The organism is Candidatus Nitrosopumilus sp., assembly GCF_965223225.1.
Taxonomy (GTDB): Archaea; Thermoproteota; Nitrososphaeria; order Nitrososphaerales; family Nitrosopumilaceae; genus Nitrosopumilus.
In genome coordinates, this window is sequence record NZ_CBDCVU010000004.1 from 769,599 (window position 1) to 782,502 (window position 12,904).

General features: G+C 34.0%; 20 protein-coding genes and 1 tRNA gene. 7 read left to right on the top strand and 14 right to left on the bottom strand.

What is annotated here, in order from left to right; translation table 11 throughout:
• Positions 1 to 105: 105 nt before the first annotated feature.
• The 7 genes from ACOQN3_RS05055 to ACOQN3_RS05085 all read right to left on the bottom strand — a co-directional run bounded on the left by ACOQN3_RS05055 (position 106) and on the right by ACOQN3_RS05085 (position 3,973).
• Complete coding sequence (locus ACOQN3_RS05055; protein WP_420545396.1) at positions 106 to 615, bottom strand: hypothetical protein; 510 nt, start codon at positions 613 to 615, stop codon at positions 106 to 108.
• An 82-nt stretch (positions 616 to 697) separates the two neighbouring features.
• Positions 698 to 1,381: a DNA polymerase domain-containing protein gene (locus ACOQN3_RS05060; RefSeq protein WP_420545397.1), complete on the bottom strand. Its 684-nt coding sequence runs from the start codon at positions 1,379 to 1,381 to the stop codon at positions 698 to 700.
• 74 nt (positions 1,382 to 1,455) lie between these two features.
• Entirely contained in the window at positions 1,456 to 2,298 is an 843-nt protein-coding gene (locus ACOQN3_RS05065; RefSeq protein WP_420545398.1) for a 3'-5' exonuclease, read from the bottom strand.
• Between the two features lie 228 nt (positions 2,299 to 2,526).
• Positions 2,527 to 2,769 (bottom strand): hypothetical protein, encoded by a 243-nt coding sequence (locus ACOQN3_RS05070; protein ID WP_420545399.1) that lies wholly within the window; start codon positions 2,767 to 2,769, stop codon positions 2,527 to 2,529.
• Between the two features lie 48 nt (positions 2,770 to 2,817).
• Complete coding sequence (locus ACOQN3_RS05075) at positions 2,818 to 3,108, bottom strand: hypothetical protein (protein ID WP_420545400.1); 291 nt, start codon at positions 3,106 to 3,108, stop codon at positions 2,818 to 2,820.
• A 23-nt stretch (positions 3,109 to 3,131) separates the two neighbouring features.
• Entirely contained in the window at positions 3,132 to 3,554 is a 423-nt protein-coding gene (locus ACOQN3_RS05080; protein ID WP_420545401.1) for a hypothetical protein, read from the bottom strand.
• Positions 3,555 to 3,688: 134 nt separating this feature from the next.
• Complete coding sequence (locus ACOQN3_RS05085) at positions 3,689 to 3,973, bottom strand: hypothetical protein (protein ID WP_420545402.1); 285 nt, start codon at positions 3,971 to 3,973, stop codon at positions 3,689 to 3,691.
• Between the two features lie 221 nt (positions 3,974 to 4,194).
• Between ACOQN3_RS05085 and ACOQN3_RS05090 the strand changes: the two genes are divergently transcribed.
• Both ACOQN3_RS05090 and ACOQN3_RS05095 read left to right on the top strand, forming a co-directional pair.
• Entirely contained in the window at positions 4,195 to 4,527 is a 333-nt protein-coding gene (locus ACOQN3_RS05090) for a hypothetical protein (protein WP_420545403.1), read from the top strand.
• Between the two features lie 291 nt (positions 4,528 to 4,818).
• Positions 4,819 to 5,169 carry a hypothetical protein gene (locus ACOQN3_RS05095; protein WP_420545404.1) on the top strand — a complete coding sequence of 117 codons (351 nt, stop codon included), beginning with the start codon at positions 4,819 to 4,821 and terminating at the stop codon, positions 5,167 to 5,169.
• A gap of 51 nt (positions 5,170 to 5,220) precedes the next feature.
• Here the strand turns inward: ACOQN3_RS05095 and ACOQN3_RS05100 are convergent.
• From ACOQN3_RS05100 to ACOQN3_RS05120, 5 genes are all read right to left on the bottom strand, one after another.
• Positions 5,221 to 5,294, bottom strand: a tRNA-Phe gene (locus ACOQN3_RS05100).
• A gap of 66 nt (positions 5,295 to 5,360) precedes the next feature.
• Positions 5,361 to 5,609: a hypothetical protein gene (locus ACOQN3_RS05105; RefSeq protein ID WP_420545405.1), complete on the bottom strand. Its 249-nt coding sequence runs from the start codon at positions 5,607 to 5,609 to the stop codon at positions 5,361 to 5,363.
• 28 nt (positions 5,610 to 5,637) lie between these two features.
• Positions 5,638 to 5,889 carry a hypothetical protein gene (locus tag ACOQN3_RS05110; RefSeq protein ID WP_420545406.1) on the bottom strand — a complete coding sequence of 84 codons (252 nt, stop codon included), beginning with the start codon at positions 5,887 to 5,889 and terminating at the stop codon, positions 5,638 to 5,640.
• A 197-nt stretch (positions 5,890 to 6,086) separates the two neighbouring features.
• Positions 6,087 to 6,236 carry a hypothetical protein gene (locus tag ACOQN3_RS05115; protein ID WP_420545407.1) on the bottom strand — a complete coding sequence of 50 codons (150 nt, stop codon included), beginning with the start codon at positions 6,234 to 6,236 and terminating at the stop codon, positions 6,087 to 6,089.
• Positions 6,237 to 6,319: 83 nt separating this feature from the next.
• Positions 6,320 to 6,859 (bottom strand): cob(I)yrinic acid a,c-diamide adenosyltransferase, encoded by a 540-nt coding sequence (locus tag ACOQN3_RS05120; RefSeq protein WP_420545408.1) that lies wholly within the window; start codon positions 6,857 to 6,859, stop codon positions 6,320 to 6,322.
• Positions 6,860 to 6,942: 83 nt separating this feature from the next.
• Between ACOQN3_RS05120 and ACOQN3_RS05125 the strand changes: the two genes are divergently transcribed.
• Together ACOQN3_RS05125 and ACOQN3_RS05130 are read left to right on the top strand one after the other, a co-directional pair.
• Positions 6,943 to 7,479 (top strand): HD domain-containing protein, encoded by a 537-nt coding sequence (locus ACOQN3_RS05125; protein WP_420545409.1) that lies wholly within the window; start codon positions 6,943 to 6,945, stop codon positions 7,477 to 7,479.
• Positions 7,480 to 7,482: 3 nt separating this feature from the next.
• A complete protein-coding gene (locus ACOQN3_RS05130) occupies positions 7,483 to 7,707 on the top strand; it encodes a hydrolase (protein WP_420545410.1) in 225 nt (74 codons plus the stop codon).
• Here the strand turns inward: ACOQN3_RS05130 and ACOQN3_RS05135 are convergent.
• Entirely contained in the window at positions 7,704 to 8,012 is a 309-nt protein-coding gene (locus ACOQN3_RS05135; RefSeq protein WP_420546598.1) for a hypothetical protein, read from the bottom strand. The genes ACOQN3_RS05130 and ACOQN3_RS05135 overlap by 4 nt on opposite strands.
• Positions 8,013 to 8,080: 68 nt before the next feature.
• On the opposite strand from ACOQN3_RS05135, the gene ACOQN3_RS05140 reads away from it, so the two are divergent.
• The 3 genes from ACOQN3_RS05140 (at position 8,081) to ACOQN3_RS05150 (ending at position 10,842) form a co-directional block, all read left to right on the top strand.
• Entirely contained in the window at positions 8,081 to 8,428 is a 348-nt protein-coding gene (locus ACOQN3_RS05140; RefSeq protein ID WP_420545411.1) for a hypothetical protein, read from the top strand.
• Positions 8,429 to 8,479: 51 nt separating this feature from the next.
• The gene (locus tag ACOQN3_RS05145) at positions 8,480 to 9,718 is read left to right on the top strand and encodes a TIGR00300 family protein (RefSeq protein WP_420545412.1); all 1,239 of its coding nucleotides are present in this window, start codon (positions 8,480 to 8,482) and stop codon (positions 9,716 to 9,718) included.
• Positions 9,719 to 9,822: 104 nt separating this feature from the next.
• Positions 9,823 to 10,842, top strand: a complete 1,020-nt coding sequence (locus tag ACOQN3_RS05150; RefSeq protein WP_420545413.1) for an SHOCT domain-containing protein — start codon at positions 9,823 to 9,825, stop codon at positions 10,840 to 10,842.
• 105 nt (positions 10,843 to 10,947) lie between these two features.
• Here the strand turns inward: ACOQN3_RS05150 and ACOQN3_RS05155 are convergent, their stop codons facing one another.
• Positions 10,948 to 12,876: an AMP-binding protein gene (locus ACOQN3_RS05155; protein ID WP_420545414.1), complete on the bottom strand. Its 1,929-nt coding sequence runs from the start codon at positions 12,874 to 12,876 to the stop codon at positions 10,948 to 10,950.
• Between the last annotated feature and the right edge of the window lie 28 nt (positions 12,877 to 12,904).

The following is a 12,904-nucleotide window of genomic DNA, read 5'->3' on the forward strand; positions in this document are numbered from 1 at the left end:
TTGAATTTAACTAACACGTAGGATTTGTTCATACAAATCATACTTTTGATAATTACCTCTTCTCTTTTGTTAAATTCAATTTAGATTTATGATTTCTAAAAATGATCAAAAAAAATTATTCAAGGGACCAATTATAGTCTTGCAACAACCATCCAACAATTTAGAATAGTGTTTTACATCATATTCATCTCTGTCCATAATTTCTTTAGGAATTACTCTTTTTGATAATTTTCTAGAATAATTGGAAATTATGTATTGGATATTCTGTCCTGGTTCAACTAGTTTTCCTGCCCATTTGAGTTGATTTATTGCATCTGCTTGAATGGTATTGGTTTTATGTCCATCTGTACCCTTTGTTATTCTGTTGATAAAGGTCAATTCAGTCGGAGAAGCTTTTTGAGAAAGCAATATGTCTTGATATTTTTTTTGTACTAGTTTGGCCTCAGTTATGGATGCTTTTACATCTGCAATGGTTTTACAAGATGAAAAAATATCTAGAATTTCTAATTGACATTTCTTAAAGAATTTTGGTGTATCGTGTCTCCTAGTTTCAATGCCTCTAATCTTATTTTCTCCATCATTCTTTGCACCAAAGTACCTATTTGCAACAGGCACTACTTTATTTTCTTTTGAGGGCAAAAAGACTATCCAGTTATAGATATCCAAAGAAAGATCAAAATCAATTTTTTCTGCAATTTTAATTCCAAGTGATGTATAGTCTTTTTTTGTGGCTCCTTTTTTTTTGGATCCAAATTGAGTCCACTATTCCATGTAAAACTGCAAATCCTTCTTTTTCTGCAATATGTATTGCATCTAGTAATATCTTTCTTGCAAAAGCACAGACAGACATATGTGCATCTATTCTACCAAATTTTGCATTGTTAAATCCAAGATAACCAAAAGATGTGACTAAAATCCATTTTAACACTGCTTTGCGTTGTTTGTAGATTTCTAATTTAGATTTGTTTGTAGTTGTTTTAAGTAATTTTGAATATTGATGTCTTTTGTTTAACAATAATTTTAATGATTCAGGAACAATACCAATGCGGCGATTACAAATATGATATCTTAATTCTGGAACTAATGTGTCTGAAGCCTGACAACATTTACAATTAATAGTCTCAGATGAAATATTTTTTTTCAGCATAATATTTCCAAATAAGGATTCAAAATCTATCTCTCCTACATTTTCATAAATTCCAACACGTGGTTCGAGTATTAGTACTCCACGATCTCCAACAAACAGGCTGTTTCTTGTCTTAAAAATTTCAGACACCACTGGTTTCCACGGAACTAAAAGATCACGCTGTACTGCATTGTAGAACTGAATTGAGCTCATACATTTTCCAATTGATGCACGTGCAGCTGTTTGCAGAGGCAATCTACATGTGCGAGAAATCTCATATAATCCATGTAAAGAATATTCATTTTTCCAGATGAGGCAGTTGGACAAATCTATGTGAATTCTGCCCAAAAGTTTGGTTGCAGAGGCTTGAAGTGTACTTGACCATAGGCAAAATATGATGTCACTTTTCGTTTTGATCTCAAAATAGGCCGATTATCTTCTCTCCCAAATACCAATTTATCTAAGATTTTGTTTCTGAATGCACGTTCTGCAAGATACGGAAAATCCCATGAATCTCCACTATATGTAATCAAAATATCCGGATCAAGGTTTTGGATGTATTCAACACAAGTAAGAATCATCTCTTGTTCTGATTTGGATTTTATTATGATGTCATCAATTTGGATTTTTTCTATTGCGTCAGAAAAATTTGGAATGGGTTTGTTGGTTTTTGGATAAACTTTTAGAATTGTTTTTCTTAAAATTGGAAGAACGTAATTTGTATCAGCAATATCTGATAATTCATCCCATTTAATTTTGTCATCTTTTTTGATTTGATATTTTCCTAGAGGATACAAATCATTTTCATAAAGATATGTTTGCTCTGGAGGCACATCTACATTGTATAATTTGTAGACTCCAAACGTATCTAATTTTTCAATGCTTTTTGCAAGTTTGAGAATGTCTTTTGAATTCTTTAAAGTTAATTGCAATACACTGGATTCATCAGTATCAAAAACAGACTGTATTTTGTTTGTTTTTTTACAGTTTTTTACAAATGGGTTGAGTAAAGGGTGATTCTCTAATCTTTTTAGTTTTGATGGACTGTTTGAGGCAACATAAAGTGAAGGTGTCCATTGTTTTTCTATTTTGTATAGTCTTGATTCATCTTTTATCCAAAGAACTATTTTGTCATCTAAGCAATAGATGTCAAAAAGCCAACCTGTTATCATCTTCTTGAATTAATTAGAAAATCTATCATTTGATGCTGGATTAACAATAGAGACATCAGAAAAGATTCTGTGATATTTGATTCTCCTTTTGCATTTATGGCTCTAATGTGCTTGTAGCATTGTTTGATCATCTATTGAACAGCTCACGATCCTCTGACCTCAGTGTCTCTCCAAATAATTTCCAGGATTCAATTTCTTTGGCAAGCAAATCATCGTGAGGAAAGATGCTCAAACGTTCATTCCTCCTAGGCGTGAAATTTGTTTGAAATGATGAAAAATAATGCTTAACAAAATAGGATGTAATCTAATGGGTTTGCAAGACATCATAGATGCTGAAATATAGAGCCTTGAAATTGTAAACATCTCATCAAAAATTTTGCATTCTTTTCTGTCAAGTGCTAAACGGAATTGTCTCCATGTCGATTGTTCTTGGTATAATGCATGACGAAATGAAGGAACTGTTCTGCCCAAATCATAATCCTCGCTAATGTGACATGACTTTTTCTAGTTCATCTGGTTTCAAAAGTAGGGATGTCTTTTTGCCATTATCAGTAAGATGTATTGATAATGCCCCATTCCTTTTTGTATGTCAATGGTTCTATCAAACAATTTTGAAAATAAAATATCATACTGGATCTCAAACCCAAATGAAACAACCACTAGACAGTTTTCAATTTTTTTCAGTACTTTGATGATTTTTTTGAGAATTCCTTTCATCTCATTTGCATCAAGATATAGATCATTTGTAAAGAAATGTAACAGATTTGTAATTATTATAATTTTGACATTGTATTTTTCTATGGCATCCAATAACTCATGAACAATGGTATCTGTTAACTGATATACCGTAAAAGCCTTGATGTAATTACCCCATCAAAAATTTTTTTTACATCCAAGCCGTACTGCCGTGCAAAATCTACACACAGATATAAATCAGAACTGTTAGCACCATCAATTAACAATACTTTGGAATTCAACCCCCCATATCTTGATGAAAGTTGTGCACGAACGCATATCCTCTCAATTAATTTTTGAGTATAGACACCACGTATACACAGGTTGTTGTTTAGTGTCAAAAAATGTAATCTTTCATCAAGTTTTGGGATATCAAAAGTAAGTTTCGGAAATACAGAAGCCTTTTTGAAAAGAGAATAAACAGATTTTGTATTTGTAGATACATTTGTTTTCAAACCTGTTTTTTGATACACAGTCCTACAATTTCGGCTACATTTATCTTGAAAACGTGCTTTATTCATCTATTTTTGTGCGTAAATTTGGCTTAATACTGTAGGTAATGATAAGATACCCATGATCACCCAAATAATATCATGTCTTTGTTATGTCAAAATCATACAAAAATAAAGATAGTTTGCTGTCCAATTTTGAAACATTACTTTTTGTTATTGTGTGTTGAGTCATATCCATGTGGTCTGGTCTCAATTGAATTAGTGTCGACGGTTCCAAGAGCAAATTCTCCCTCGTAGATGACAGGCACAGACATGTATAACTTCTCTGTGTTGTCGCCACTTTGTTCTACACGAATATTCATGATGTCAAAATCCAATTCATTATCTGATATAGAATTGGCAGCAAACGATTCTGTGGCAAACGAAATTGTTAGCAATAGTGTTCCAATTATTCCAAAAACAATAATGGGTTGACTATCTTTTGCCACTGGTAATAGTTAACATACCGAGCTATATAGGCTCCGTGTTAGCTTTGTTAACTTTGTTAACACTTTGTAAAACCCCAATCTCAAAATTTTTCATATTTTCTCAATTTGTTTTGCAATATCTAGGATTATTCCTCATTTTTTGCTCTTTTTTCCTTCTAACTATCTGTAAATAGATACACAGGAAAATATAGAAATTGTAATGACATAAGATATGTTAGAATTTGAGCTCTAGTAACAGATGGCGAGATTTACCCACCAAAAGGAAACTGATCATACTGTATTTGTTATCGATTCCGTTCATCATCTATGGCGTAATTGAATATTTTGAACGTCAGTCTAATTTAGAGGACAGTCTAGATCATATCACACTTGACATGGTAAGCTGTGAAATAATAGACAAGACCTTGTATCTTAACTCCATGTCAGTTGATAGAAATAAGAAAATGGAGGATGTTATGTTAGATTTATGGTTTGAAGGTAACTGTGAGAATCCTGATTCACCATATTGGCGTGGTGAGGATTGGAGTCCTAGCAATCCAGTGAGTGTAAAATAGCAATAAGATGTTTGAGTATCACACCCAATCAAGAAAATCATCATCATGATGATGGGAATCTGGATTTTACATTCTATTGGCCATCTTGGGGACGGTAGAATGAGGATGGCAAAACACCCGATTGTAATTGAACCTTCCAGCCTCCAATATCCAGAGTCCACATCACCGTATTAAGCACTTTTACAATTTTCAAGAAAAGAAAAATGAATTTTAAATTCTTGAATTGGTGCTGTTCTTGATTTGATGATTTTCTTGATCAACCTTAATTAATCGACCAAAATTTGGTAGAGCATGCCAGCAGAAGGAAAAGTAAGTCTTGCATGGCAAATTATAATGGTTTTACTCATTCCAATAGCTGGGATTTGGGCATTTTACAGAATCAAGAGACTTCAAAAAGCTTTCTTGTATATCATGCTTCCACAAATTATCATGGTTGTAATTCTACTTGTTGCAGCCATTATGATGATACCTGGAGAAGATGCCATGGATTCCTTGAAGACTTTTAGTGATGATGAATCGACATTTGAACCAATAGTGTTTGGATTGACAACTCTTTCATCTGTTATAGGCTTGGGAATCACCGCATTGGCAATTTATCTCATAATAAAATGGACTGAAGAATGGAACAAGCAATTTTCATAATACAAAATTTTCATACTCACATCCAGTTTCGAATATAATCATATCATACAGTGCCGGGGGCGGGATTTGAACGCGCGACAGCCCGGTCTTCAGCCGAGTGCTCTCCCAGGCTGAGCTACCCCGGCACTCAGAAATCTGCATTCAGATGAGGAATTAAAGTTTGTCTTTACACATCAAAATACTACAAATCATCAGTCAGTTTCAACATACGTGAACTTTTCTCCACAAAACGGGCAAAAATCCAAAGGATACAAGATACGATCTTCTTTGGAAACAGAACTAGTCCAGCAGAATTTTTGAGATTTCTTGTTCCATAACAGCGTCTCTGAATCTAAAATCCGTAGTCTGTAACAGCAAAACTCAAGATCTTTAGTTAGATCATATTCATCAAAGGTAGCAAACTCGTAGTTTTCTGTTTGTTTTTTGAATTTAATTTCCATGGTAACCCTCGTATTTTTTATCCAAATACTACAATCCATCCCTTTCCAATATTTGCCCAATTTCCCTGAAGGTCAATGGCAAGACATTTTCAGTCCTATTTTTTGGATCATGATAATCATTTAGATGAATCAAAAATTCATTTAGTCCAAACTCATTTTTCCCACATACCGGACAATCGTATAATCTTCTAAATTGTTCCCTAGTAAGTCCATAATATTTTTTTAAAATTTCAAAATCTCCACGTACATCAAGTTCGTCCCATTTTCTTTTTTTATCCATGTCTCCTGTTTGATAATACAGTATTCCAAGTGCACAAAATGATTCAGGTTTAGTGTCTGGATGTTCATTTGGAAAATGTGCTAAAACTCCTGCAATTTTCTTGAATTTTTTTTCTTTAAGACAGAACTTATTGATTCAGTCACATCAAGAAATTGTGTTTGATATTCATAAGTTGTTCTAATCTTATGTTCTAATATTCAAAGCAATAGAGCTAATACCAACCCGCCTAATCCAATTGCAATGCTTCCAATTCCTAAAAGGCATTGTTTTTTATCACAAACGCAGTTATCGTCCTTTTCTTCAAATGGGGCCTGTGAAACATCTGAAAAAGGCCCATTTTGAGACATTAATAGATATTACGTATACCGATAATTAAGAATTTAGATAGATTTGAGAAATTTCTCAAGATGTTAAAAACAGATTGGTTTAGCTATGATGGTTTCCACACTGTATCTGAAACCCCGTTTCTCTTATTGACAACACGTCCTAGAACAAAAAACAAATCTGAAAGTCTGTTTAGATATCGTATACAGTTGGAATTGATTTCATCTTTCTCACTTAATTGAACAACCAGTGTTTCTGCTCTTCGGATTATTGTTCTAGTGTAATGGATTTGAGCAGATGCAGTTTCCCCACCTGGAAGAATAAAATTGGTCAACAAAGGAAGTTCTTTTTCAAACTGATCAATATAAGATTCTAGTTTTTCAACGGAGTTTAGAGATACCCTATTTTTCAAATCATTGAGGTTAGGATTAGAAAGGTCAGCTCCAACTAAAAACAAGTCATTTTGAATATCAATGAGTATTTTCTTAATGTCCTCATCAATTGAATTTGAAAGAACTACACCTAATGCAGCATTTGCCTCATCTACAGTACCGTATGAAATGATTCTGGGATGGGATTTAGATATTCGAAGATTTCCTTGCAAGCCTGTGTTTCCATCATCTCCTGTTTTTGTGTAAATCTTCACAAAATACCATTCTCAGATTAATTATTATGTTGTTCGAAATTTAAAACAAGAAAATTCAATATGTGGTAATCAAACTCATGAGTATGACACTTTTAGATTTTTTTGCATGTGCTGCAAACCTAAAAAAGATAAAAAGGCAAGGTTGGATTGACAAAATTCAGATTAAAAATCCAGAGTCTGTTGCAGATCATTCGTATTCTATGGCAATAATGGCAATGATAATTTCAGAAATGAAAAATTGTGATTCCGAAAAATGCCTCAAGATGGTGTTGTTGCATGATTTGGCAGAATCAAAAATAGGTGACTATACTCCAGAGCAAATAAGCAAAGAAGACAAAATAAAGTTAGAAGATAAAACAATTTTAGAAATTATTGAAAACTTACCAAAAGACACAGCTGCAAAATATTTAGAAATTTGGAAAGAATACCAAGAGCAGAAAACTACTGAATCTGTATTGGTACATCAAATTGACAGAATTGAAATGGCACTTCAGGCAAAAATTTATCGTGAAGACGGATATTCTCAAGAAAAACTAGAAACTTTTTTTGAATCTGCAGGAAACGAGATATTTGATTCAGATTTAAAAGAATTATTTACGCAAATTTACAGGAAAAAATAGGTCATGTCAGAAAGAAGCAAAGACGAACTAATTGAGGCGCAAAAACAAGTGATAGGGATTTTGTTTGAAGTAGTCAAGAGACTTCAGGAAAATAACAATCTAGATGAAGAATACTTTGAGATTGTCTCATCAAAAAACCCAAACAAGTCACGCCTAACACAAATAATGAATGAGAGGTCTGAGAATGCAAAAATTGTTGGTCGTCTTTTAGAACAGCTTGAAACTTAGTGACCGCAACTACAATCATCATCTGAAATTAATCTTAGGTGAGCAGTTTGCTGATGTTTGTCTTGAATATAGCTTGATAGATTTGCAATACGAATTATCGGACCCCGAGTTGTCCAACTTCCTTCATTTTCAAACCAAAATTCTATCTCATCAACATCATATCTTTCCCCATTCTTGACAAGATCTTGGAAAATAACTTTAATCTCCTCTACTTCAGATTCAGTTAATTTTGATTTGTCTTCTATCATGGTGGTAATTTCATTTAATTTTATAATCACATTATTTGTAAGAGGCACAAAAACCATTTGCAAGAATTCTATAACAATCTTTTGAAGCGAAATTGTTTTTATAATGAACGTCATCTTTTGAAGATATGCAATACTTTCAGGCTTTGAAGTTAGGTCAAAAAAGAGTTGCATCTGCAAGAGAATACCTCAACAGGTTAACTGATGGCAAAGCCATGCCTGCTCTTGCTTTGACAGATAATAAATCACAGGTATGGGAACCAGTAGGAGAAGAGAATCTGTACGCTTTTGTGGATGAATCAGCAGGGTTTGTTTTAACAGACAACAGCGGATACATTCTTGCTCTAGTTGACAAAAATGGATCTTCTAAAACTATTGTACAGGGAGTTACAAAACAACAAAAAGAGCAACTGGAAAAAGCCTTTGAGGCAGACAACATCCCAAAGTTTGAGGGCAAAGTAATTCTTCCAGTCTAAAAATGAAAAAAACGTAAAGCTTTTGTTATCATCATGCAAAATGAACGTAAAATGGATAAATTTTCTCAAGAAATAGAGGTAAGTGGCCACTTAATTGACTCTTTGATTCTAACCAAGATTTTTGACAAGATAATGGACATGAAAGGTGAGTTCCAGGTTGAAGAAATCACGATAGGTAAAAGAAAAAAAGATCAATCATATGCAAGATTGTCAATTTTCGGCAAAGATGAAAGACATCTGGATAAAATCTTAGAGACAATTTACCGGGAAGGTGCAATTTCAAAATTACAAAAGGAGATCAAACTAGTCAAATCTCCAAAAAATTATGTCATGCCTGACGGTTTTTACAGCACTACCAACAACCAGACACAACTATTACACAAAGGAAAGTGGATACAAGTCGAAAATATGATGATGGACAAATGCATTGTTGTAAAAGGAGATAGAGCATTTTGTGTTCCTGTCAGAGATGTTAAAAAAGGAGATCAGATAGTGGTAGGAGAAGAAGGAATAAAGATCACTCCTCCTGAACGTCCAAGAGAAGGAGTAAATGTTTTTGAATTCATGGGAAGCTCAAGCTCAAGTGAAAGACCCACACAACACATTGCAAAAAAAGTTGCAGATGATATTTACAATACAAAAAAGAAGGGAGGAAAAATTGTCATAGTAGGAGGTCCAGCGATAGTTCATACTGGTGCTGATGACGCAGTATCTGAACTAATCAGAGCAGGATACATTGACGGTGTTTTAGCTGGGAATGCACTTGCAGTTCATGATATAGAATATGCGACTCTTGGAACATCATTGGGAATGAACGTGCATGATGCAACACTGGCATATCACGGACACCGAAATCACATGGATACAATAAATGCAGTTTTCAAAGCAGGTTCAATTGCAAATATGGTTAAAACAAAAAAACTCACAAAGGGAATAATGTATGAGTGTGTTAAAAACAAAGTTCCTTTTGTTCTGGCAGGTTCAATTAGAGATGATGGACCACTACCTGATGTAATTACAGATGTGGCTCAAGCTCAACGTGAATACAAAAAAGTGCTAAAAGATGCAAGCATGGTAATTATGATCTCAACTATGCTTCACTCGATTGCAACTGGAAACATGCTGCCAGCAAATGTAAAAGTAATTGTCGTAGACATCAACCAACCAACAGTGACAAAACTAATGGATAGAGGAACATGGCAAGCATTAGGAATTGTATCTGATGTTGGGGCATTCTTGCCAATGGTTGCACAACAGCTCAGAAAAAAGAAATTAGATTCTAAAAAATAGTCAGATTAGTATTTAAATTCCAAATTTTAGATTTAACCTTTACGTAGAACAAAACCGGATGAATACTACGCGCCTCTTAAATGAAAAAATACATCTTTACAAGCATGAGAAAGGATAGGTTTGGCCCCTATTCAGCGGGAATAATCATGGTCTTGGCAATTTCTGCAATCGCTCCTGTATTTGCAGAAGTAGAAAGCATTCAAACAGATTCAGAATACTATCTAAAGGCAGAAAAAATACAATTTTCAGGCATGGTTGAACAAGGATCAGAAGGACTGGTGACAATTGTGATTCGTGATGCAAATGATAAATTCATCATGCTCACTCAGGCACTAATCAATCAAGACAATACTTTTGAAAAGGCATTAGAAATTAAAAAAGACCTTTCTAAAAATGGCAGTTACAAGGTAATCGCCTTTATTCTCAGCATGAATGAAGGAGACACCACAAACTTTAAGATTGTATCGTCCAAACCACAAACCAACCAAATTGAAAACGAGGTTCAAATAGAAGAAAATAATGAATCACAAAAAATTATTGAAGAACAAATAAAATACTATGAACCAGAACCCAAGATTGTATCATCTGAACCCGAACCAAAACCAGTAGAAGAATCTGGACTTGCAAGTTTTGTGGATCCAGAAAAAGACCCACAATATTATGTTGGTAGATACTACAGTGAAGAGTCTTACAAGTCTTGGTTTGACAGAAATTATCCAAACATGACGATTGAAGAAGCTGTAGATTATGAGGAAGACAAAATTGTTCAACAAGATTCCAGACATGAGGTACAAGATTTAATTGAAAATGACATAATTCCTGAAGCTGAAGCAGCATCAACTCTTTCAGAACCAAATCAAAAAACATCAAATTCTGAAATTGCTCAAGCATCATTGGCAGTAGCAGGATTAGGAATATTGTTTGCTGCAGTCTATGGAATTAAGAGAAAGGTAGACAACAACTCAAGACAAATATCAATTAACAGGGACATAATCAAAAAGAAAATAATTCGACCAATAATGAGAAACAGCCCCCAAGAAATTCTTCAGATCAGATTGGCAAGAGGGGAGATTAGTCTTGAAGAATATGAAAAATTAAAAGCAAAATGCGCTAGTTTGAAGTAATCAAAGTTTGTTTTTGAACCCCTGAGGTCAAATCATTTTTTACATCTTCAAAGAATCTCAGTCATAGAGATAATTACGATAATTCTTGCATTTTCCTTTACAAATTCAAGTTTCTAATTTTGGGACGGACTCTAAGATCTGCGGGTTTTCAAGAGAAGACAAATCCCCTAATTCTTGTCCCAATAACTTTGATTTTAGCAGTCTGCGCATGATTTTTCCGGTTCTGGTTTTAGGTAGATCAGATAATTGAAAGAGAAATTTTGGTTTTGCAAGTTTTCCAATTTTCTTTACAATAAAATCAGATATTTCAGGTTCTAGATTCTTCTCAGAATTGTCATCAGGTACAAAAAATACCACAATTGCTTCACCTGTAATTTCATCAGGAATTGCAACGGTGGCAGCATCAGAAATTTTATTGTGAGAGATAACAGTATGTTCTATTTCAGCTGTACTCATACGATGACCTGAAACGTTAATCACATCATCGGTTCTGCCATGCATGTACCAAAGATTATCTTTATCGACTAAAACATAATCTCCATGAAACCATATGTCTTTGAATCGAGACCAGTATGTCTCCAGATATCGATCGTCATCATTTAACAAACTTCTAGTCATACTTGGCCATGCGGATTTAATCACCAAGTAACCATTTTCCTCTTGTAAAGAATTTCCTTTTTCATCAACCACATCAAGATCCATTCCAGGTACTGGAATTCCAACCGTGGAAGGTTTTAGTTTCATTCCAGGGAAAACAGATAACATTGCACCACCAATTTCTGTTCCACCAGATAAATTCATAATTGGTATTTTTTTGTTACCAACTTTCTCAAAAAGCCACCACCAAGAATCTTCATCTATTGGTTCGCCAGTAGTTGGAATATTTTTGATATGATCAAGGGGATACAACTCTAGAGGTTCAATGTCGTTTTTCTTGAATAGTCTGACTGCGGTAGGAGATATTCCAAAGATTGTAACCTTATAGTCATGTAACATTTTCCAAATTCTCTTCATGTTTGGAAAATCTAATGCGCCGTCATAAATGACAGATGATGCGCCAATAATTAGTAAACCATAGACATTCCAAACAAGACCAGTTATCCAACCAATATCAGCTGGCCAAAGTAAGATATCATCTGTTTTCATATCAATTAGATATGAGGATTGATGTCCTGCAAAAACAGAAAAACCTCCGTGAGTATGAATTACACCTTTGGGTTTTCCTGTAGTTCCAGAAGTGTATAAGAGAAACAAAGGATGTTCAGAATCTACAATTTCAGTAGGGGAAGAATTGGGTTGGGATGAGACTAGTTTATCATATAGTACAATCTTGTCTGTTTCTTCAAATTTGTCTATGCCTCTATAAGGAATCACTATTGTTTTTTCAACAAAAGTACCTTGAATTGCATCAATAGCAGTTTGTTTTTGAGATACAGGCTTGCCTTTTCGGTAAAAGCCATCAGAGATTAACAAAATTTTGGCCTTGCAGTCTTTTAGCCTAACATGTAGGGATTCAGAACTATAACCAGAAAAAATCACCGTTTGGATTGCCCCAATTTTTGCGGCTGCAAGAATTCCAAAGATAGCCTCTTGTATCATAGGCAGGTAAATTGCAACAACGTCACCTTTTTTGATGCCAAGTGACTTTAGACCGTTTGCAAATTGAGATACTTTGAGGTCTAATTCAGAATAAGAGATAGATGAAGTTTTTCCATCTTCGGATTCAAAAAAATAAGCAATTTTTTGAGGAGAGTTTTTTGCAAATTTTTCTACAGATGATTTGTAAATGTTGGTCTTTCCATCAACAAACCATCTTGTCCACTGTATTCCTTTTGATGAATCTAAAACTTTAGAATATTCTTTAACCCAAATGATTCCGATATCCTTGTCTACTGATTTCCAGAACCAACTAAGATCATTTTTGGATTTATTTGATAATTCGCTTAGAGATGTAATGTTATGTTTTTTCATAAATTGGAAAATGTTTGATTCGTTTGTTTGTTTTTCAGATGGAATAAAGACAAAATCAGACAACTTTCAATTTCTAGAAGAGTGATGACTG